This window comes from Streptomyces sp. NBC_01390 (assembly GCF_045040105.1).
GTDB lineage: Bacteria > Actinomycetota > Actinomycetes > Streptomycetales > Streptomycetaceae > Streptomyces.
Genome location: NZ_CP109551.1, coordinates 10,919,389 through 10,938,213, shown reverse-complemented (window position 1 = coordinate 10,938,213; position 18,825 = coordinate 10,919,389). Strand labels below are relative to the sequence as shown.

Below are 18,825 nucleotides of genomic sequence, written 5' to 3'. Positions count from 1 at the left end.
ACCCGGGGAGGCTGGTGGTTTCCACTGCGAGGCTCTACGGCTCTACGGCGCGGAGGGCTTGCCCTTCGTGCCGATCCAGGTCAGGAACAGCTGGTCCAGGTCCTTGCCCGAGATGTGCTCGGCGAGGGCGGTGAACTGGGCGGTCGTACCGTGCCCGCCCCGGTGCTCGGTGGCCCAGGTGCGCAGGATCTTGAAGAACGCCGGGTCACCGACCGCTTTGCGGAGCTTGTGCAGGGCCATGGCGCCACGGGAGTAGACAGGCGTGCCGAAGATGTTCGCGCCGCTGCCCGGGTCGGCCGGCGGGAACGACCACAGGTCGTCGTCCTTGGGCTTGGCGTACAGGCCGTCGAAGGTCTTCTGGGCGCTCGGGCCGCCGTGCTGTTCCTCGTACAGCCACTCCGTGTACGTCGCGAAGCCCTCGTTGAGCCAGATGTCCTTCCAGGTGGTGAGGGCAACGGAGTCACCGAACCACTGGTGCGCGTTCTCGTGGACGAGGGTGCTCAGGTCGGGTGCCTGGTCGTAGACGGGACGGGTCTGTGTCTCCAGGGCGAAGCCGACCTGCGGGGCGCGGTCGACGATGGATCCGGCGGCCTTGTACGGGTAGGGGCCGAAGAGTTTCGCCTCCCAGTCCAGTACGGACGGCAGCTTCTTCAGCACGGGCGCGGCGGCGGAGGCCTCGCGCGGGTCGACGGCGTTGTAGACCTTGATGCCGCCGCGGGTGGTGTACTGCTCGACCTTGAACCTCCCGACCGTGGCCGTGGCCAGGTAGGCGGCCATCGGCTCGGTCTGGCGCCAGCGGAAGGTGGACTTGCCGCCCGCCGTCTTCTGGCTCAGGAGGACACCGTTGGCGACCGCGGTGCGGCCCTGGGGGACGGTGATCGTGAAGTCGTACGACGCCTTGTCCTTGGGGTGGTTGTTACCGGGGAACCAGCTCATGGAGCCCTGCGGTTCGCCGGCGACGAACACGCCGTCGTCGGTGGCTATCCAGCCGTCCTTCGAGCCGTCCGGGTCGATGACGGCCTTGGGGACACCGGAGTAGGTGACGGCGACCTGGAACGTCTGGTTCTTGTTCAGCGCGCGGCGCGGGCTGACGATCAGCTCCTGCCCGGAGCGCCGGAAACCGGCCTTCGCACGGTCGACGGTGAGGGCGGTGACCTTCAGGCCGCTGAGGTCGAGGTTGAAGCGGGTCAGCTTCTGGGTGGCGCGGACGGTGAGCACCGCCTTGCCGTCCAGGCGGCGGCTCACGGGGTCGTAGCGGAGGTTCAGGTCGTAGTGGGCGACGTGGTAGCCGCCGTTGCCGGACAGCGGGAAGTACGGGTCGCCGACGCCGGAGGTGCCTGTCGTCGCGGCTGAGGCGGGTGCGGCGGCGGCCAGCAGGGCCGCGAGAGCGACGGGCACGGTCGCGACGACGGCGTCACGGCGGAGGACTGCGGTGCGGCTGCCTGCGTACTTCCTGGGGGGTCTCACGCGAGCTCCTACGGTGATGGGTCTGATCATCTTCAGGTCTTTCACCCTAGAGGCGCCACCGCGAGGATTCCTCCTCCTTCTGGTCAAGTTGCGAGTCCTGGAGACCGGCCGCATCATTCTTTCGGCCCTCTCTCCCCACCCCGCCGGAGGTTCACCGTGACCGTCCGCGTCCGTCGAGTCCACGAACCGCCCGAGCAGGAGGACGGCGTCCGCGTCCTGGTCGACCGGCTGTGGCCGCGTGGACTGTCCAAGGACGCGGCGCACATCGACGAATGGCCGAAGGCGCTGACCCCGTCGACCGAGCTGCGCCGCTGGTACCACGCCCAGGAGGACGCGGCGGCCACGTACGACGAGTTCCGGCGCCGGTACGAGGCGGAGCTGGCGGCGCCCGAGGCGGCGGACTCCCTGGACGCGCTGCGCGCAATGGCCGGCAGGGGACCGGTGACGCTCGTGACCGCCACCAGGTCCCCCGCGCGGAGCCATGCCTCAGTACTGGTCGATCTGCTGACGTCCGGGGGCGGCCACTGAAGGAGTCTCAGGCCGTTGCGCGGGCCGCCGCCCGTCCCGCCGCGCGGCCCGAGAACAGGCAGCCGCCGAGGAACGTGCCCTCCAGGGCGTTGTAGCCGTGCACGCCGCCGCCGCCGAAGCCGGCGACCTCACCGGCCGCGTACAACCCCTCGACGGGCTCGCCCGTCGCGCCCAGCGCGCGTGAGTCGAGGTCCGTCTGGATGCCGCCGAGGGTCTTGCGGGTGAGGGTGTGGAGTTTGACGCCGATGAGCGGGCCGGCCTCGGGGTCCACGATGCGGTGCGGGACGGCGGTGCGGCCGAGCCGGTCGCCGATGTAGCGGCGGGAGTTGCGGATGCCCTGGACCTGCGCGTCCTTGCTGTACGGGTTGGCGATCTGGAGGTCGCGGGCCTCGATCTGGCGGCGCACCAGGTCCACGTCGAGGAGCGGCTTGTCGGTCAACTCGTTCATCTTCACGATGAGTTGGTCGAGGGAGCCCGCGACCACGAAGTCCGCGCCGTGCTTCACGAAGTCGGCCACCGGGCCGGGGGCGCCCTTGCCGAGGATTCGTTCCTTGAGGAAGGCCTTGCGGTTCTTGGCGGTGATGTCGGGGTTCTGCTCGGAGCCCGAGAGCGCGAACTCCTTCTCGATGATCTTCTGGGTGAGGATGAACCAGGAGTGGTCGTGCTCGGCGATGTCCTCGGTGGTGCGCAGGTACTTGAGGGTGCCGAGGGTGTCGTACCCGGGCAGGCAGGGGTCGGGGAGACGGCGGCCGAGCGCGTCGAACCACATGGAGGACGGGCCGGGCAGGATGCGGATGCCGTGGCCGGGCCAGATCGGGCTCCAGTTCTGGATGCCCTCGGTGTAGTGCCACATGCGGTCACGGTTGACGAGGCGGACTCCGGCCTCGGCGCTGATGTCGAGCATCCGCCCGTCGACGTAGGCGGGCACCCCGGTGACCATGTTGGCCGGCGCTGTGCCGAGCCGCTCGGGCCAGTAGCGCCGCACGATGTCGTGGTTGGCGCCGATGCCGCCGGTGGTGACGACCACGGCCTGGGCGGTGAGTTCGAAGTCGCCGATCCGCTCCCGGCTGGAGGCCACCCCGCGCGCGGAGTTGTCCTCGGCGAGGACCGTGCCGCGTACACCGCGCACGGCGCCATCGGTGACGACGAGCTCGTCGACCTGGTGTCGGTGGTAGAAGGTCAGCAGTCCGGCGCGGGACGCCTGCTTGGCGCTGAGCACGAACGGTTCGACGACCCCGGTGCCCGTGCCCCACGACACGTGGAAGCGGGGTACGGAGTTGCCGTGCCCGTGGGCGCGCAGGTCACCGCGCTCCGCCCAGCCGACCGTCGGCAGGAAGGAGATGCCGTGACCGGCGAGCCAGGACCGCTTCTCCCCGGCCGCGAACTCGACGTAGGCGCGCGCCCATTTCACCGCCCAGGAGTCCTCGTCGTCGAGGCGGTCGAAGCCGGCGCTGCCCTGCCAGTCGCTCCAGGCGAGGTCGAAGGAGTCCTTGATGCCGACGCGCCGCTGCTCCGGGGAGTCGACGAGGAAGAGCCCGCCGAAGGACCAGAAGGCCTGCCCGCCGAGGTTGGCGGCGTTCTCCTGGTCGACGAGTGCGACCCTTCGGCCCTTGCTGGTCAGTTCGTGTGCCGCGACCAGCCCGGCGAGGCCGGCTCCGACGACGATGACGTCCGCATCCATGGCGACCGTTCCCTTTCTCATCCGCCGCTGTGCGCGGTCGGGTTGTCATGGCCGTCGGTGAGCAGTGCGGTGAGCAGCTGCTTGAGCCACGCGCGCGCGTGCTCGACGTCCTTGTCCAGCAGCAGTTGGGTCGTGACCCCGTCGTAGGCGGCGATCACCGCGTGGGCGGCGCCCTCGGCGCTGCCGAGTACGGCGGGCAGTTCGGTGTGTGCGGTGGCGCGGGCGAGCCGGTCCGCGACGGCCCGTCGCAGCCGCTCGCGGTGTTCCAGGAGGGTCTGTGCGACGGCGGGGACCCGGGCCGCGTGGACCAGGAAGTCGGTCTTGACCAGCAGCCAGTCGTGGTCGAGCAGCAGGACCTCGGTGACCCGGTCGACGGCCGCGGGGACGTCGAGATCCGGGCCGTCCAGAGCGAGGGCGCCCGCGACCTGGTCGGCGATCAGGCCCGCGCGTTCTCCATAGAGGGCGAAGAACAGTTCGTCGAGGCTGTCGAAGTTCGAGTAGAAGGCGCCTCTGCTGTAGCCGGCGGCCTCGCAGACCTCCTCGATGGAGACGCGCCCGAACCCCTTCGCGGCGAACACCGCGAAGGCGGCCTCCAGCAGATTGGCCCGCGTCCGCACCCGGCGCTTGGTCACCCGCCCCGTCGTTCCCTCGACCGCCATGTCCGTCCCTCCGTTCGATACGCGAATGTATCCGATGCATCGATGTATCCAAAGGGTTCGGGAGAGACGGAATCTCGGGTGACCGTTCGCGGGTGTTGGCGATTGAGGTGAGGTGGCTTCGCTGCTCGCGCGGTTTCTAGAAGGGCTTCGCTGGTCACGAAGAGTGTTTGGCCCGGTTATTTCCCGTGGCTATGCAGACCCCGAGAGCCCGTCCGCGTGCGGGGCGGTCACCAGGTCATCGTTTTGAGCGAACCCGTCGTGACAGTCAGAACCAATGATTGGTCGACAAGCAGCACGTCGTCGCGACGAAGCAATCGATCGCGGACTCGGTGGACTCGTGCAGGGCGCAGGGCGCGCCGAACTTCTCCTCATACCAGAGGTGCATGCGCGGGGGTGCGGCTGGAGCCGGGGCCTGCCCCGACTTGACGGGCACGCACGGGCAACGGCCCGATCACCATCCACATCGAAGATCAGCCACGGCCAACCCGCCCCACACGAACGGCGAGCCCCACGCTCCTACGAGATGCCATCGGGCGCGAGGTGCAACGGGGTTGACACCTACCGGAAACCCATCGCCCGTCTACTGGAGTTACCTTTCGTTTCACTGGAATGGACTCTTCGAGGGGTTGAGACGAGCGCCACGCGTGGCTCAATCCGCAAGGTCGGAGGTGGGTCCCAGCACGTGCCGAGCAGCAAGACGGGGTGCGGCACGGCGCCGGGCCCGCCGAAGTCCGGATCCGCCTGACGGACTGCCCCGAGAAGCGGGCGCTCTGCCCGCACATCAAGGACGAGAGGTATCCCGAACGGGGGCGCGACCGGCGCCTCCTGTCGACGGTGAAGGCCTGCCCGACCGCTGCACCTCCCGGTCCAGGTCCGGCATCTGATCCGGCTCGCCGGTTCTGGCCGATCCTGCTCCGGACCGGCACCCACCTCGCCGCCTCACCAAACTTGCACAAGTTCCCGCCCGGAATTTCCTGTTCGCCTCTGTTCTCGCCGGATTCCCCGGCACAGGGCCGGTGGCAAGGGGCCCATGCGCCGCCGCGACACCGCCGCACAGTTGCTCGCCGACTGCTGGAAGGACATGCCGTGACAGTTCCCCGTGAAATCACCGGCTCGGAGCCCGTACCGAGCACTGCCACGGTCACCGTCGATGACCGCTCACTGCTCAAGACCATGCACTGGTACGACGGCTTCGTCATGGCGCTGTCGAACCCCGGCTTCATCATCGCCAACATCGGCTACACCACCGGGCAACTCGGCGCCCTCGGAGCTTTGGCCGTCTGGCTCGGCTCCATGGTCATCGCCGTACTACAGAACAAGATCTACACCGAGCCGGCCACGATGTTCCCCACCCACTCCGGCGGCATCGCGATGTACGCCTTCGAAGGCTGGCGCAAGCGGTTCAGCCTGGCCGGGCCGATGTCAGCCGTCGGATACTGGGCAGGCTGGTCGTCTGTCCTGGCGATTTTCGGGATGACCATCGGGGGTCTGGCGCAGTCGGAGTGGTTCCCCGGCCAGACGTGGAGCACGTCCGGCCTGATCCATCTGGACCTGCCACGGGTCATCGCCATCGGACTGATCCTGGCCATCTGGGTCATCAACGCGCTGGGCATCAAACCGGTCAAATTCCTCGGTTACCTGACCGGCGGGCTGCTCATGGTGCCGCTGGTGCTGTTCGCGCTGGTGCCGTTCTTCCTGTCGGACTTCGAGTGGTCGCGGATGAGCTGGGGGTTCGGCGGGGCCGGCGCCTCGGGCTGGGGCACTGCGCAACTCGCGCTCGTCTGGCTGTACTTGAACTCCTGGTCCGCCTACGGGGTGGAGGTCAGCGCCACCTTCGCGCCGGAATACCACGACACCGAGCGGGACACCCGGCTGGCCCTGCAGCGTGGGGCGATGTTCTCACTCGCCGTGTACGCGCTGCTCCCCCTGGCCCTGGGCGGGGTGATCGACCAGCAGGCCATGGCGGAGTCACCGCTCGGGTTCTACACGGACCTCCTCCACCGGGAGATCGGCAGCGGGCTGTCGAATGTCGTGATCATCTTCATGATCGGCAGTTTCATCCTGGGCATGAACGCGGCGAGCGCCGGCGGGGCCCGGACGCTGTACGGGATGTCCAGGGCCGGAATGACCGTGCGCTGGCTCGGTCACCTCAACAAGCACAACGTGCCCAACCGAGGCATGTATGTGGACGTGGTGGCCAACATTCTCGCGGTGCTGCTGCTCCCGACCACCGTCGCGGTGCTCGCCGCGAGCAACCTCGGCTACGTCCTGTGCCATGTCCTCGCGCTGTCCGCCGTGGTGCTGATGCGCCGCGACCGGCCCGCATGGCCGCGGCCCCTGCGGCTGGCCAAGGGGTGGGTGGTCCTGGCCGGTGTGCTGGCCATGTTCAACCTGGTGCTGCTCGTCGTGGGATCCCTGTCGTTCGGACTGACCGGGTACGGCGGGTACGGTCAACTGCTCATCGGCATCGGCCTGCTGGCCTTCGCCTGTGTGCTGTATGTGTACCGGCAGGTCGTCGAGGACAAGAAGAGCTTCCGGCTCCGCGACGACGCTGACACTGAGGCTGACGACGCTGTCGAACAGGTCGCGGCGTGAACCTGACGATCACCTGCGTATGCGGCGCCACCGGCAGGATCCGGTACACCGGAGTCGACCAGGCCTGGCAATGCCCGGACTGCGGCTCCGCCTGGCAGGCCGACCAGCGATCCACCGCCGGGCTCGCCGGGTTCGCCGCCGAACTTCGCCGGATCCGGCTCACGGTCCTCCTCGCTGTGCTGTCGGCGGTGACCGCCGCCGCGGTTCTCGCCTTCATCGAACCTGGCCGGATCCTGCTGGTACCCATCGTCCTCGGTGTCGCCGCATTCCTGTACCGGCCGCGCTACCGGCGCCGGCTGGCCCAGGTGTACCAGCATCTGCCCCAGGCCGTATCACCGAGTAAGCGATCATGACCTTCGCCCCGCCTCTCGCCCGGCTGCTGCCCGACCGGATGCGGACCGACGGGCTTTGAGCGTCCCGGCCCGGGCTCCGCCCCCTCGCGGAGATCACGGCATCACCCACCGCACCAGCCGTTTATGCTGCCCGAATGGACGGCAAAGGATGAACGAGGAGCAGGACCGAATCGACCACGGCCCGGCCGCCCGCGAGGTCAACCAACCGGCCCCCGTCGATGGAGTCCTGGAGCGGGCGATCGCGGTGCAGGTGCGCCGCTACCGACTGGCGACAGGGCTCACCGTCGGGGACATGGCGAAGCGGGCGGGCATCTCCAAGGCCATGCTCTCGAAGATCGAGAACGCCCAGACCTCGTGCAGCCTCACCACCCTGTCCCGTCTCGCGGCGGCGCTCGACGTGCCGGTGACCGCGCTGTTCCGGGGTGCCGACGACAACCGCGAGGCGGTGTTCACGCAGGCCGGCACCGGAGCGCGGATCGTACAGCGCGGTTCGCGCGTGGGGCACGACTACACCCTGATCGGCGCGCTGCGTGGACAGCACAAACGGATGGAGGCACATCTCGTCACCCTGACAGAGCGGAGTGAGGTGTTCCCGCTCTTTCAACACCCGGGCACCGAGCTGCTGTTCATGCTGGAGGGCGAGATGGTCTACGGGCACTGCGACGCCTCGTACCTGATGCGTCCCGGTGACGCGTTGCAGCTGGACGGCGAGGGCATGCACGGCCCGCAGGAGCTGGTTGAGCTGCCGATCCGCTTCCTCTCCGTCGTGGCGTACGGGGACATGGAGGCCTGACGCCGCACGGCGCGAAGGCAACTGTGGAGGACACACCGAAGAGCTGACCGAAGCAGAGGAAGACAAGCCTGGCCCGCCCCCGTAAGCCGACGGGGATGTCGACGGCCGGGCTTTCCGTTTGCCGGCACGGACCGAGCGTCGACCTTTACATGTCGTAACCGCCCCGAAACCAGCGAGTCTGTTTCCTCTCGCGATACTTAATTTCACCAGAGGACACGAGAGGTGAGCTCGCATGGCACAGTTGTCCCCGCCGCCCCCACGACTCCTCCTTCCCGGCCTCATCCCCCGCGAGCCGGGGCTCGAGACCTATCCGGTGCGCCCTGGCGGTCTCACCGGCGTACGGCTGGCCCCCGGCGACCGGATCACCGTGATCGACCTGCACGGTCGGCAGCCCGCCGAGCTCACGGTCCTTGACCGCACGGGCTGCACCGGCGCCGCGCTCGGGATCACCCTGGACGTGCCTGCGACGGTGTTGCGCGCCTCGACCGCTTCACCAGTGGCCGCCGAGCACGGCGTCGATCCCCACCAGGCCCTGGCGGTACAGCTGTTCGGGCCCTGGTCCGCCGCCGGGTCCCAGGAGGTGTTCACCGCCGCCGAGGAGGCCGTCGCCCTGGTCGCGGCTCCCGCCGCTCCCATGGACGTCCACGATGCCACCGCGAATCCGCCCTCCGACCTGCTCCTCGAAGTACGCCGTGCGACCCCTCGCCGCACATTCGAGCCGCTGCTGCCCGAGCCACTCGCCGAGCCCGTGCTCGATCTGCGGATCGATGCCACGAGCGCCCGCGCGTACGAGGTGAAGAAGGGCCAGTACGTCCAGGTCATCGATGTCGAGGGGCGCCAGTGCTCCGACTTCCTGGCCTTCGGCGCCCGGCAGTTGCAGCAGGGCGTCGAGCGCGGTCTCGACGCGACCACCACCCGCTATTTCACGGGCCGCGCCTATCCGCGGCCCGGCCTGCACGGCAAGTTCTACGACGAGGAGGCGCAGCCACTGGTGGAGGTCGTCCGCGACACGGTCGGGCGCCACGACACCTTCGGACTCGCCTGCAACGCCAAGTACTACGAGGACATGGGCTACCCGGGCCATCCCAACTGCACGGACAACTTCAACGAAAAGCTCGGCGGCTACGGCGTCGCCGCCCGTGCCGGCTGGCCCGCCCTGAACCTCTTCTACAACACCGCCTTCGACGACGACCATCAGCTGATCTTCGACGAACCGTGGTCTCGTCCCGGCGACTACGTCCTGCTCCGTGCCATGACGGACCTCGTCTGCGCCTCCTCCGCCTGCCCCGACGACATCGACCCGTCGAACGCCTGGGTGCCGACCGACATCCACGTCCGCGTCTACGACGCGAGGAGGTCCTTCTCCATGGCCATCGCCCACCGTGTCACCCCGGAGGCCGAGCCGACGCTCAGCAAGCAGACGGCGTTCGCGCCCAGGACCCGGGCGCTGACCCGTCAGTTCACCGAATACCGCGGATTCTGGCTGCCCGACAGCTACGACAACCACGGCCCGCAGGCCGAGTACTGGGCCTGCCGCGAGCGCGCCGCGGTCATGGACCTGTCCCCACTGCGCAAGTTCGAGGTCACCGGCCCGGATGCGGAGGCGCTGCTCCAGGCGACCCTCACCCGCAACATCCGCAAGCTCTCGCACGGCCAGGTCGTCTACTCGGCGATGTGCAACGAGACCGGTGGAATGCTCGACGACTGCACCGTCTTCCGGCTCGGCGACACCAACTTCCGCTTCGTGGGCGGCGACGACTACGACGGCGTCTGGCTGCGCGAACAGGCCGAGCGCCTGGGCCTGGACCGTGTCTGGGTCAAGCCGTCCACCGACCAGCTGCACAACATCGCGGTCCAGGGACCGGCGAGCCGTGAACTGCTCGCCCAGATCATCTGGACTCCGCCGACCCAGCCCGCCTTCACCGAGCTGGGCTGGTTCCGCTTCGCGATCGGCCGGCTCGGTGACCACAACGGGATTCCGCTGCTCGTCTCCCGTACGGGCTACTCCGGCGAGCTCGGCTACGAGATCTGGACGCATCCCCGCAACGCCACCGCTCTGTGGGACGCGGTACGCGAGGCCGGTGAACCGTTCGGCCTGACCCCGCTCGGCCTCCAGGCGCTCGACATGCTGCGGATCGAGGCCGGGCTCGTCTTCGCCGGACACGACTTCAGCGACCAGACCGACCCGTACGAGGCTGGCATCGGTTTCACCGTCCCGCTGAAGTCCAAGGAGGACGACTTCGTCGGCCGCGAGGCGTTGCTCGCCCGCAGGGCCAACCCCCAGCGCACCCTTGTCGGACTGGAGCTGGAGGGCAACGAACCCGCCCGGCACGGCGACTGCGTGCATGTCGGCCGCTCCCAGGTCGGCGTGGTGACGAGCGCGACCCGGTCCCCGGTCCTGCGCAAGAACATCGCCCTGTGCCGGATCGCCGTCCAGTACGCCGATCTCGGCACGGCCGTCGAGATCGGCAAGCTCGACGGCCACCGCAAGCGCATCCCTGCCCAGGTGGTCCGCTTCCCGTTCTACGACCCGGACAAGACCCGCCCCCGCTCATAGGCCTGCCCCGTCTTCCGCCTCCGGTCAGAGGCCTGTCCCCGCCTCCCGCCCCGGCCATAGACCAGTCCCCGCACCCCGCACAGAGACCTACCCGCGCTTCCCGCACCCGCTCACAGACCTACCCCTCTCCCGCCCCCGGAGGTTCAGTATGTCCCGCGTTGCCATCATCGGTGCCGGCCCCAGCGGCCTGGCCCAGCTCCACGCCTTCGAGGAGGCCCGGCGCGGTGGCGCCGACGTCCCCGAGGTCGTGTGCTTCGAGAAGCAGAGCGACTGGGCCGGACTGTGGAACTACACCTGGCGCACCGGCCTCGACGAGCACGGCGACCCCGTCCACGGCTCGATGTACCGCTATCTGTGGTCCAACGGGCCCAAGGAATGCCTGGAGTTCGCCGACTACACCTTCGACGAGCACTTCGGCGGGCCCATCCCGTCGTTCCCTCCGCGGGAGGTGCTCCACGACTACATCACCGGCCGGGCGAAGAAGAGCAACGTCCGCCAGTACATCCGGTTCGACTCGCCCGTCCGCCGGGTCGCGTACGACGCGACGTCCGAGCTCTTCACCGTCGCGGTGGAGAACCGGGCCGACGGCACGAGTCGTACCGAGGAGTTCGACTGGGTGATCGTCGGCACCGGGCACTTCTCGACGCCCAACTTCCCCGAGTACCCGGGCTTCGCGGCCTTCCCGGGGCGCATTCTGCACTCGCACGACTTCCGTGACGCGGGCGAGTTCGCCGGCAAGGACCTGCTGATCCTGGGCAGCAGCTACTCCGCGGAGGACATCGCGCTGCAGTCGCTCAAGTACGGCGCGAAGTCCGTCACCATCTCGTACCGCAGCAGCCCGATGGGCTTCGGCTGGCCGGACGGCATCAGCGAGGTTCCCGGCCTCGATCGGGTCGAGGGGCGTAGCGCGCACTTCGCCGACGGCACCGCACGGGATGTGGACGCGATCATCCTGTGCACCGGCTACCAGCACAGCTTCCCGTTCATGGACGAGGAGTTGAGGCTGCGCACCGGCAACAACCTGTACCCGGAGAAGCTGTACAAGGGAGTGGTCTGGAAACCCAACCCCAAGCTGATGTACCTGGCGATGCAGGACCAGTACTACACGTTCTCGATGTTCGACGCGCAGGCGTTCTACGTGCGTGACGTCGTCCTCGGCCGGATCGAACCGCCCGGCGCGGACGCGATGGAGGCCGACATCGCAGCCTGGCGCGGCCGCCTGGAGACCCTCGACGGGCCGATGGACGAGATCGACTTCCAGACCGACTACCTGCGCCAACTCCTCGCGGCCACCGACTACCCGGACTTCGACCTCGCCCTGGCCCGAGAGCACTTCGCGACCTGGGAACACCACAAGGAGGAGTCCATCACCGGCTACCGGAACAAGTCCTTCGCCTCCCCGTGCACCGGCACGGTCGGCCCGGTCCACCACACCCCCTGGTGGGACGAGCTCGACGACTCCCTGGCCACCTTCCTCCGGACGAAGTGACCGGCCATGGACCGCTATCTCGTGACGCTGAAGTGCCGGGACCGGCCCGGCATCGTCCGGGCGCTCGCGGACGCCGTCTACGAGGTCAAGGGCGACATCACCGAGAGCGCCCAGTTCTCGGACCCGAGCACCGGGCTGTTCTGCATGCGGACAGTGTTCGCGAGCCCCGAGACCGATCACTCGGTCGTACGGGACACGCTCGGCACGAAGCTTGCCGGCTTCGGGCCCGTGCTGACCGTGCGCGCCGAAAAAACCTGGCGGCGGGCGCTGTTGATGGTGTCCAGGTCAGAGCACTGTCTCGATGATCTGCTCTACCGGCGGCAGACCGGCGAACTGCCGGTCGAGATACCGGTCGTGGTCTCCAACCACGCGTCCGCACGGGCCACCGCCGAGCGCTACGGCATCCCCTTCGTGCATGTCCCGGTGACGCCCGCCACCAAACGCGAGGCCGAGGACCGGCTGCTCGAGATCGTCGCCGAGTACGCCGTCGACTTCGTGGTTCTCGCCCGCTACATGCAGGTGCTGACCGACGAGCTGTGCCGGGAGCTCCCGGGCCGGATCATCAACATCCACCACTCCTTCCTGCCGGGCTTCAAGGGTGCGAAGCCGTACCACCAGGCGCACGAACGGGGCGTGAAGCTGATCGGCGCCACGGCCCACTTCGTCACTCCCGACCTCGACGAGGGCCCGATCATCGAGCAGGACGTCGTACGGGTGGGCCATCGCCACACGGCTGAGGAGCTCGTGGCGATCGGCCGCGACATCGAGCGGCTGGTGCTGGCGCGGGCGGTGCGGATGCATGCAGAGGACCGGGTGCTGCTCACCGGACACCGCACCGTCGTCTTCGGCTGAGCGGGACGTACCCCGAGTTCACAGGGGTGTAACCCATCCATCGTTTCACCGTATGACACTAGATTTCACGTCAGGATACACATCAGGAGGGTGAGGATGACCACGACCGAAGGTCCGATCCTGAAGGTGCAGGACGGCGCGACCAACCTCCCGAGCATGGAGGTCGAGGGATCCAAGGCGTTCATCGGCGACGCGTTCGTCAACCCGGGCGGCGCGGTGATCTGCTCCGGCTTCTTCGAGCTGTTCCACTCCGAGCCGCTCATCTACGAGTACACGTACGACGAGACCAAGTACGTCGTCGAGGGCGACTTCACCCTCACCGACATGGCGACCGGGCAGGTCGTCACCGCGGTCAAGGGGGATGTGCTGTTCTTCCCCAAGGGCACGACGGTGAAGTTCGAGACCTCCGGCCACGCCGTCGGCTTCTACGCCGGCCACCGCACCTTCGCGCCCTGACATGGGCCTGAAGCACTCGAGTGTCCCGCGCTGGCCGACGGCCGACCCGGGCCTGGACCGCTCCGGGAACGCGTACGCGGTGATGACCTTCGGGCCCGCCGCGTACGCGCTCGGGGCCGCCTGGCGGGGCGAGTTGGCGGCCCTGGGGCGAGCGGTGTGGCCCTGGCACGGCGATGCCGCCACGGGGGTCGGCCTCGCCTGGCTCCGCGAGCAGATCGCCGCCGCCACCGTGGGGTGGCGGCTGCTGCTCGCGGGCCCGGAGCCCGAGGTGCTGCTCGCCTACGCCGAGGCGGTGGCGGGCGGGGTCCTCGATGCGGAGATCACCGTGGTGGTCACGGACACGGCGCGGCGCCGGGTGTGGTGCTCGCACTGCCGGACGACGACCGTCGCCGAGGTGGCGCTCGGTGCGGAGACCGAATGCGCGGGATGCGGGCGCTCGCTGCTCGTGTATCACCACGTGTCGCGGCGGCACGCCGCCCACCTCGGGTTCATGGCCGACGCGGAGGAACTGCCATGACGCTGAAGCTGATCGTCCGGCGCAGCACCGAGATCGCCGACGGCATCCGCGAACTCGCGCTCGCCCGCTCCGACGGCGGCCCGCTGCCCGCGCATCCGCCGGGCAGTCATGTGGTCGTCGAGTGCGGGGCGCGACGCAACGCCTACTCGCTGACGAGCAGCGGGATCGAGCCGTACGAGTACACCGTCGCCGTTTTGCGGCTGCGCGGCGGAAACGGCGGGTCGGAGCAGATGCATCGCTTCCGGACCGGTGACCGGGTGGGGGTGTCCTCCCCGCGCAGCGACTTCCCGCCGGTGTCCACCGCGCGGCGCCATCTGCTGATCGCCGGGGGCATCGGGATCACCCCGATGCTGAGCCACGCGCGCGACGCGGTGCGCTGGGGACGGGACGTACGGCTGCTGTACGGCCACCGCGCCGGCCAGGGAGCGTACGTCGAGGAGCTGACCCGGCTGCTCGGCGGGCGCATGCAACGGGCCGCCGGCTCGGGCGAGTTCGCGGGGCTGCTGCACGAGGCGCTGCACTCGCAGCCGATCGGCACGCATCTGTACATGTGCGGTCCGGAGTCGCTGATGGACCGGGTGACCGAGGAGGCGACCACCGCCGGCTGGCCGCCGCAGCGGTTGCATCTGGAGCGGTTCACGCCCGCCGAACTCGATCCGGGACAGCCGTTCACGGCGCGGCTCAGGCGTTCGGGCCGCAACATCACCGTACCGGCGGGCACGAGTCTGCTCGACGCACTGGAGCGGGCCGGGGTGCCGGTGGCGAGCATGTGCCGACAGGGCGTGTGCGGCGAGTGCCGGGTACCGGTCCTCGCCGGGCGGCCGTTGCACCGCGACGAGTTCCTGTCCGAGGACGAGCGTGCGGCCGGCGACAGCGTCATGTGCTGTGTGTCCCGCAGCGAGACCGAGAACCTGGAGGTGGACCTGTGACGGTCACCGCACTCCCCGCCCGGATCACCCGCTTCCCCTTCCCGTTCCGCACCGACTCCTACCGTTACTCCACCAACGTCGAGCCCGCCCGGGTGCCCGTCGCGACGGAGGCGGGCGAGTGGGGCGCCACCGTCGTCGACGTCGACGACGAGTACGCGGACGAACTCGCCCAGCGCGAGCGGATCCTGGCGGCCGACCCGACCCGGCTCACCGTGCTGCCTCATATGCGCCCCGCCTGCTGGGACGCCCTGCACACGGTGCTGCGCGAGCTGGCCGCGCTCCGTCCGGACGTGATGGAGCTGCGCCGGGAGGGGCACGATCTCCTCTGGCGCAACGACCTCCTCGGCGTGGAGCAGCGTTTCCGCGACGGCGACGACGACGCGCTGCCCGGCGGACCGCTCGGGTTCCTCGGCAGTCAGGTCCAGGACGACATCGTGCTGCTCGACCAGCGCGAGGGGTCCCTGTGGGCCGACGCCGGACTGGTCACCTTCGCGGCCGACTGGTCGATGCACTTCGACGTCGGGATGCGCTTTCTGGAAGTGCACGGCCCGGTGCCGCGCGTCCACGAGGAGGGCATCATCCCGCGTGCCGAGCGCTTCCTGATGCGGCTGCTGCCCGGCCAGGAGTACCGGCGTACCAACTGGACGATGTCCGTGGACCGGCGGCTCGACCAGTCCACCGAGGTCTATCCGGCCTGGGGCAGGGACCGGCGCACCATCGCGGAAGCGCCCGAGCGGGAGCTCGCCGAGCGGCTTCAGCTGCGCGTCGAGGTGCAGCACCTCATCCGGCTCGGCGCCTCCGGGGCCGTGATGTTCCTCATCCGCACCTACATGCTGTCGCTGGCCGAGCTGGCGCAGGTGCCGGCCTGGCGAGCGCGGTTCGGGCACGTCCTGGCCGAACTGCCCGACGACATGGCCGACTACAAGGGTCTGACCCGCTTTCGCCACCAGGCGGCGGACTGGCTGCTGTCCCCTCAATCGCCTCCGGAGTCCTCATGACCGACGAAGCCCTCACGTCCGCCCCGTCCGCCGACCTCGCCGCACGTGCCCGCGCCGACGATGTGAAGTTCCTGCTCGCGCTGTTCGTGGATCTGACGGGCAAGCCGTGCGCCAAACTCGTCCCTGTCGAGGCCGCGGACGAACTCCAGCACGAGGGCGTCGGTTTCGCCGGATACGCGGTCGGCGCGATCGGCCAGCAGCCCTGCGACCCCGACCTGATCGCCATACCCGACCTGGACTCGTACACGCCGCTGCCGTGGGTCCGCGAGGGCCTCGCTCTCGTGCACTGCGATCCGCATGTCGAGGGAAAGCCGTGGCCGTACGCACCGCGGGTGATCCTCAGGACACTGCTCGAGCGGGCCAGGGAACGGGAGTTGGAGCTGTACGCCGGCGCGGAGGTCGAGTACTTCCTGGTCGAGCGTGACGGCGGGGGCCGGATCGCGCCCGCGGACGCCAAGGACACCAGCGCCCAGCCCTGTTACGACGCGCGCGGACTGACCCGGATGTACGACCACCTCACCACGGTCTCGGTGGCGATGAACAAGCTGGGCTGGGGCAACTACGCCAACGACCACGAGGACGGCAACGGCCAGTTCGAGCAGAACTTCGCCTACGCCGACGCGCTGACCACGGCCGACCGGGTCATCACGGCCCGCTATCTGATCTCCATGCTCGCGGAACAGCGCGGCATGACAGCGACGTTCATGCCCAAGCCGTTCACCGACCGCACCGGCAGCGGCATGCATCTGCACCTGTCGTTGTGGAACGGCGACACCGCCCTGTTCCCCGAGGCGGAGGACGAGCGGGCGCTGGGCCTGTCCCCGCTGGCGTACTCCTTCCTCGCGGGAATCCTGGAGCACGCGCCCGGCATGCAGGCGGTGCTCGCACCGACCGTCAACTCCTACAAGCGCACGGGCGCCGTCTCCACCCGCTCGGGCGCCACCTGGTCGCCCCGGCACGCCAGTTACGGCGGCAACGACCGTACGCACTTCGTCCGCGTCCCCGACGGCAACCGCATCGAGCTGCGCGGCGGCGACGGTTCCGCGAACCCGTATCTGGCGCTGGCGGCGGCCCTCGCGGCCGGGCTCGACGGGATCGGACGGAACCTGGACCCGGGCTCGCCGGGGACGGACGGTGCCAAACGCCCCGAACTGCCGATGACGCTGCTGCACGCCGTCGAGGCGCTCGCCGAGAACCCCGTGATCAGCGGGGCACTCGACGCCGCGGGCGCGGGGGTGGCCGACTACTTCGCCGGGCTGAAGCGCGAGGAGTTCTTCGCCTGGCACAGCACGGTCGGCTCGTGGGAGATCGACCGCTATCTCACCGCGTTCTGAACCACCATGAATCACCGTGAACCACTGTTGACCATGCGATTTCCGGAAGGGGGAAGCGCCCATGTGCGGGATTGTGGGGCTCCACTTGCGTGACCCCGAACTGCATCCGCAGCTCGGCATCCTGCTCGACGCCATGCTGGGCCAGGTCGTCGAGCGCGGCCCCGACTCGGCCGGCGTCGCGGTCTACGGCGACCGCCGCCGCTGCCCGGAGGGTCACGCGGCCGTGTCGGTTCTCCACGCGCCGCCCGATCTCGCGAAGGCGCTGCCCGACGCGCTGATCACGACGGCCGGGGACACCACGGTCGTCGCCGCGCCCCTCGCGGTCGACGCACTCTCCACGGCCGTACGGGAGGCCGCCCCCGACGCCCGGATCGTCGGCACCGGCACCGAACTGACCGTCTACAAGGGCACCGGCCACCCGAACGCCCTGTCCGCGACCTACGACCTGGCCGGCGCACAGGGCTGGCAGGGGCTGGCCCACACCCGGATGGCCACCGAGTCGGCGGTCACCCCGGAGGGCTGCCACCCCTTCTCGGTCGGCGACGACCAGTGCCTCGTCCACAACGGGTCCTTCGCCAACCACGCCACGATCAGGCGGGAGCTGCAGGCCGAGGGTGTGGTCTTCGACAGCGAGAACGACTCCGAGGTCGGCGCCCGTTTCGTCGCCTCGCGGCTCGCCCAGGGAGAGGACCTGGAGAAGGCGTTGCGCACCCTGTGCGAGCGATTCGACGGCTTCTACACGCTCCTGGTGACCAACGGCGACGGCTTCGCGGTGGTCCGCGACGCCATCGCCTGCAAGCCCGCGATCATCGCCGAGGCCGAGGGATGGGTGGCGATGGCCTCGGAGTTCCGCGCCCTGGCCGTGCTGCCGGGCATCGAAGACGCTCGTATCTACGAGCCCGAACCGGAGAGGGTCTACGCATGGCACCGCTGACGTCACGGGTCGACCTGGCGACGAGCCCCGTACGGGATCTCAACGCCAAGCTGCACACCGGCTCCGTCGAGGCCTGTCAGGTACTCAACCCGGGCGGGCGGCACGCCATCGCGGTCGGACTGCGCCATCCGGTCACCGTCGACATCCACGGGCACGCGGGCTACTACTGCGCGGGCATGAACGACGGCGGCTCCGTCACCGTGCACGGCAGCGCGGGCACCGGAGTCGCCGAGAACATGATGTCGGGGACGGTACGGGTGCGCGGCGACGCCTCCCAGTCGGCCGGGGCCACCGCGCACGGCGGGCTGCTGGTCGTCGAGGGCAGCGCCTCGATGCGCTGCGGGATCTCGATGAAGGGCGTGGACATCGTGGTGGGCGGCGATGTCGGCCCCATGAGCGCGTTCATGGCGCAGGCCGGACGCATGGTCGTCTGCGGGAACGCGGGCGAGGCGCTCGGCGACTCGGTCTACGAGGCCAGGCTGTACGTACGCGGCTCGGTGGCCTCCCTCGGCGCGGACTGCGTCGAGAAGGAAATGCGGGCCGAACATCGCGCGGAGATCGCCGAGTTGCTGGCCGCGGCGGGCATGGACCATGACCCGGCCGAGTTCCGCCGCTACGGCTCGGCGCGCACGCTCTACCACTTCGCGGCCGCCAACTCCGCCGCGTACTGAGGAGGACCTCGT

The 18,825-nt window shown here is 69.4% G+C and carries 17 protein-coding genes; 14 read left to right on the top strand and 3 right to left on the bottom strand.

The window, feature by feature from the left end; translation table 11 throughout:
* Positions 1-42: 42 nt before the first annotated feature.
* Positions 43-1,467, bottom strand: coding sequence for a M1 family metallopeptidase (locus OG241_RS48755; protein ID WP_405825473.1), 1,425 nt, complete (start codon positions 1,465-1,467; stop codon positions 43-45).
* A gap of 156 nt (positions 1,468-1,623) precedes the next feature.
* Between OG241_RS48755 and OG241_RS48750 the strand changes: the two genes are divergently transcribed.
* Positions 1,624-1,995: a DUF488 domain-containing protein gene (locus OG241_RS48750; RefSeq protein WP_405825471.1), complete on the top strand. Its 372-nt coding sequence runs from the start codon at positions 1,624-1,626 to the stop codon at positions 1,993-1,995.
* A 7-nt stretch (positions 1,996-2,002) separates the two neighbouring features.
* Here the strand turns inward: OG241_RS48750 and OG241_RS48745 are convergent, their stop codons facing one another.
* Together OG241_RS48745 and OG241_RS48740 are read right to left on the bottom strand one after the other, a co-directional pair.
* Positions 2,003-3,676, bottom strand: coding sequence for an FAD-binding dehydrogenase (locus OG241_RS48745; protein ID WP_405825470.1), 1,674 nt, complete (start codon positions 3,674-3,676; stop codon positions 2,003-2,005).
* Positions 3,677-3,693: 17 nt separating this feature from the next.
* Positions 3,694-4,335, bottom strand: coding sequence for a TetR/AcrR family transcriptional regulator (locus OG241_RS48740; protein WP_405825468.1), 642 nt, complete (start codon positions 4,333-4,335; stop codon positions 3,694-3,696).
* Positions 4,336-5,421: 1,086 nt separating this feature from the next.
* Between OG241_RS48740 and OG241_RS48735 the strand changes: the two genes are divergently transcribed.
* The 13 genes from OG241_RS48735 to OG241_RS48675 all read left to right on the top strand — a co-directional run bounded on the left by OG241_RS48735 (position 5,422) and on the right by OG241_RS48675 (position 18,813).
* Entirely contained in the window at positions 5,422-6,930 is a 1,509-nt protein-coding gene (locus OG241_RS48735) for an APC family permease (protein ID WP_405825466.1), read from the top strand.
* Positions 6,927-7,283, top strand: a complete 357-nt coding sequence (locus tag OG241_RS48730; RefSeq protein WP_405825465.1) for a hypothetical protein — start codon at positions 6,927-6,929, stop codon at positions 7,281-7,283. The genes OG241_RS48735 and OG241_RS48730 overlap by 4 nt, the downstream gene beginning before the upstream one ends.
* Positions 7,284-7,431: 148 nt before the next feature.
* Positions 7,432-8,076, top strand: a complete 645-nt coding sequence (locus OG241_RS48725) for a helix-turn-helix domain-containing protein (RefSeq protein ID WP_405825463.1) — start codon at positions 7,432-7,434, stop codon at positions 8,074-8,076.
* Between the two features lie 232 nt (positions 8,077-8,308).
* Positions 8,309-10,633: a DUF1989 domain-containing protein gene (locus tag OG241_RS48720; RefSeq protein ID WP_405825462.1), complete on the top strand. Its 2,325-nt coding sequence runs from the start codon at positions 8,309-8,311 to the stop codon at positions 10,631-10,633.
* 148 nt (positions 10,634-10,781) lie between these two features.
* Positions 10,782-12,122: a flavin-containing monooxygenase gene (locus OG241_RS48715; RefSeq protein ID WP_405825460.1), complete on the top strand. Its 1,341-nt coding sequence runs from the start codon at positions 10,782-10,784 to the stop codon at positions 12,120-12,122.
* Positions 12,123-12,128: 6 nt separating this feature from the next.
* A complete protein-coding gene (purU, locus tag OG241_RS48710; protein ID WP_405825459.1) occupies positions 12,129-12,974 on the top strand; it encodes a formyltetrahydrofolate deformylase in 846 nt (281 codons plus the stop codon).
* Between the two features lie 96 nt (positions 12,975-13,070).
* The gene (locus OG241_RS48705; RefSeq protein ID WP_405825457.1) at positions 13,071-13,430 is read left to right on the top strand and encodes a cupin domain-containing protein; all 360 of its coding nucleotides are present in this window, start codon (positions 13,071-13,073) and stop codon (positions 13,428-13,430) included.
* Position 13,431: 1 nt separating this feature from the next.
* A complete protein-coding gene (locus tag OG241_RS48700; RefSeq protein ID WP_405825455.1) occupies positions 13,432-13,947 on the top strand; it encodes a dimethylamine monooxygenase subunit DmmA family protein in 516 nt (171 codons plus the stop codon).
* Complete coding sequence (locus OG241_RS48695; RefSeq protein WP_405825453.1) at positions 13,944-14,876, top strand: PDR/VanB family oxidoreductase; 933 nt, start codon at positions 13,944-13,946, stop codon at positions 14,874-14,876. The genes OG241_RS48700 and OG241_RS48695 overlap by 4 nt, the downstream gene beginning before the upstream one ends.
* Positions 14,873-15,874, top strand: coding sequence for a heme-dependent oxidative N-demethylase family protein (locus OG241_RS48690; protein WP_405825451.1), 1,002 nt, complete (start codon positions 14,873-14,875; stop codon positions 15,872-15,874). The genes OG241_RS48695 and OG241_RS48690 overlap by 4 nt, the downstream gene beginning before the upstream one ends.
* The gene (gene glnT / locus OG241_RS48685; RefSeq protein WP_405825449.1) at positions 15,871-17,208 is read left to right on the top strand and encodes a type III glutamate--ammonia ligase; all 1,338 of its coding nucleotides are present in this window, start codon (positions 15,871-15,873) and stop codon (positions 17,206-17,208) included. Before OG241_RS48690 ends, glnT begins: the two co-directional genes overlap by 4 nt.
* Before the next feature lie 61 nt (positions 17,209-17,269).
* Positions 17,270-18,142 (top strand): glutamine amidotransferase, encoded by an 873-nt coding sequence (locus OG241_RS48680; protein WP_405825447.1) that lies wholly within the window; start codon positions 17,270-17,272, stop codon positions 18,140-18,142.
* Positions 18,130-18,813, top strand: coding sequence for a glutamate synthase (locus OG241_RS48675; RefSeq protein ID WP_405825445.1), 684 nt, complete (start codon positions 18,130-18,132; stop codon positions 18,811-18,813). The genes OG241_RS48680 and OG241_RS48675 overlap by 13 nt, the downstream gene beginning before the upstream one ends.
* Positions 18,814-18,825: the final 12 nt, after the last annotated feature.

Coding starts and splice junctions, on each gene's coding strand:
- purU (WP_405825459.1), top strand. CDS start 12,129: ATGGACCGCTATCTCGTGACGCTGAAGTGCCGGGACCGGCCCGGCATC.
- OG241_RS48725 (WP_405825463.1), top strand. CDS start 7,432: ATGAACGAGGAGCAGGACCGAATCGACCACGGCCCGGCCGCCCGCGAG.
- OG241_RS48705 (WP_405825457.1), top strand. CDS start 13,071: ATGACCACGACCGAAGGTCCGATCCTGAAGGTGCAGGACGGCGCGACC.
- OG241_RS48675 (WP_405825445.1), top strand. CDS start 18,130: ATGGCACCGCTGACGTCACGGGTCGACCTGGCGACGAGCCCCGTACGG.
- OG241_RS48700 (WP_405825455.1), top strand. CDS start 13,432: ATGGGCCTGAAGCACTCGAGTGTCCCGCGCTGGCCGACGGCCGACCCG.
- glnT (WP_405825449.1), top strand. CDS start 15,871: ATGACCGACGAAGCCCTCACGTCCGCCCCGTCCGCCGACCTCGCCGCA.
- OG241_RS48680 (WP_405825447.1), top strand. CDS start 17,270: ATGTGCGGGATTGTGGGGCTCCACTTGCGTGACCCCGAACTGCATCCG.
- OG241_RS48715 (WP_405825460.1), top strand. CDS start 10,782: ATGTCCCGCGTTGCCATCATCGGTGCCGGCCCCAGCGGCCTGGCCCAG.
- OG241_RS48720 (WP_405825462.1), top strand. CDS start 8,309: ATGGCACAGTTGTCCCCGCCGCCCCCACGACTCCTCCTTCCCGGCCTC.
- OG241_RS48695 (WP_405825453.1), top strand. CDS start 13,944: ATGACGCTGAAGCTGATCGTCCGGCGCAGCACCGAGATCGCCGACGGC.
- OG241_RS48745 (WP_405825470.1), bottom strand. CDS start 3,676: ATGGATGCGGACGTCATCGTCGTCGGAGCCGGCCTCGCCGGGCTGGTC.
- OG241_RS48740 (WP_405825468.1), bottom strand. CDS start 4,335: ATGGCGGTCGAGGGAACGACGGGGCGGGTGACCAAGCGCCGGGTGCGG.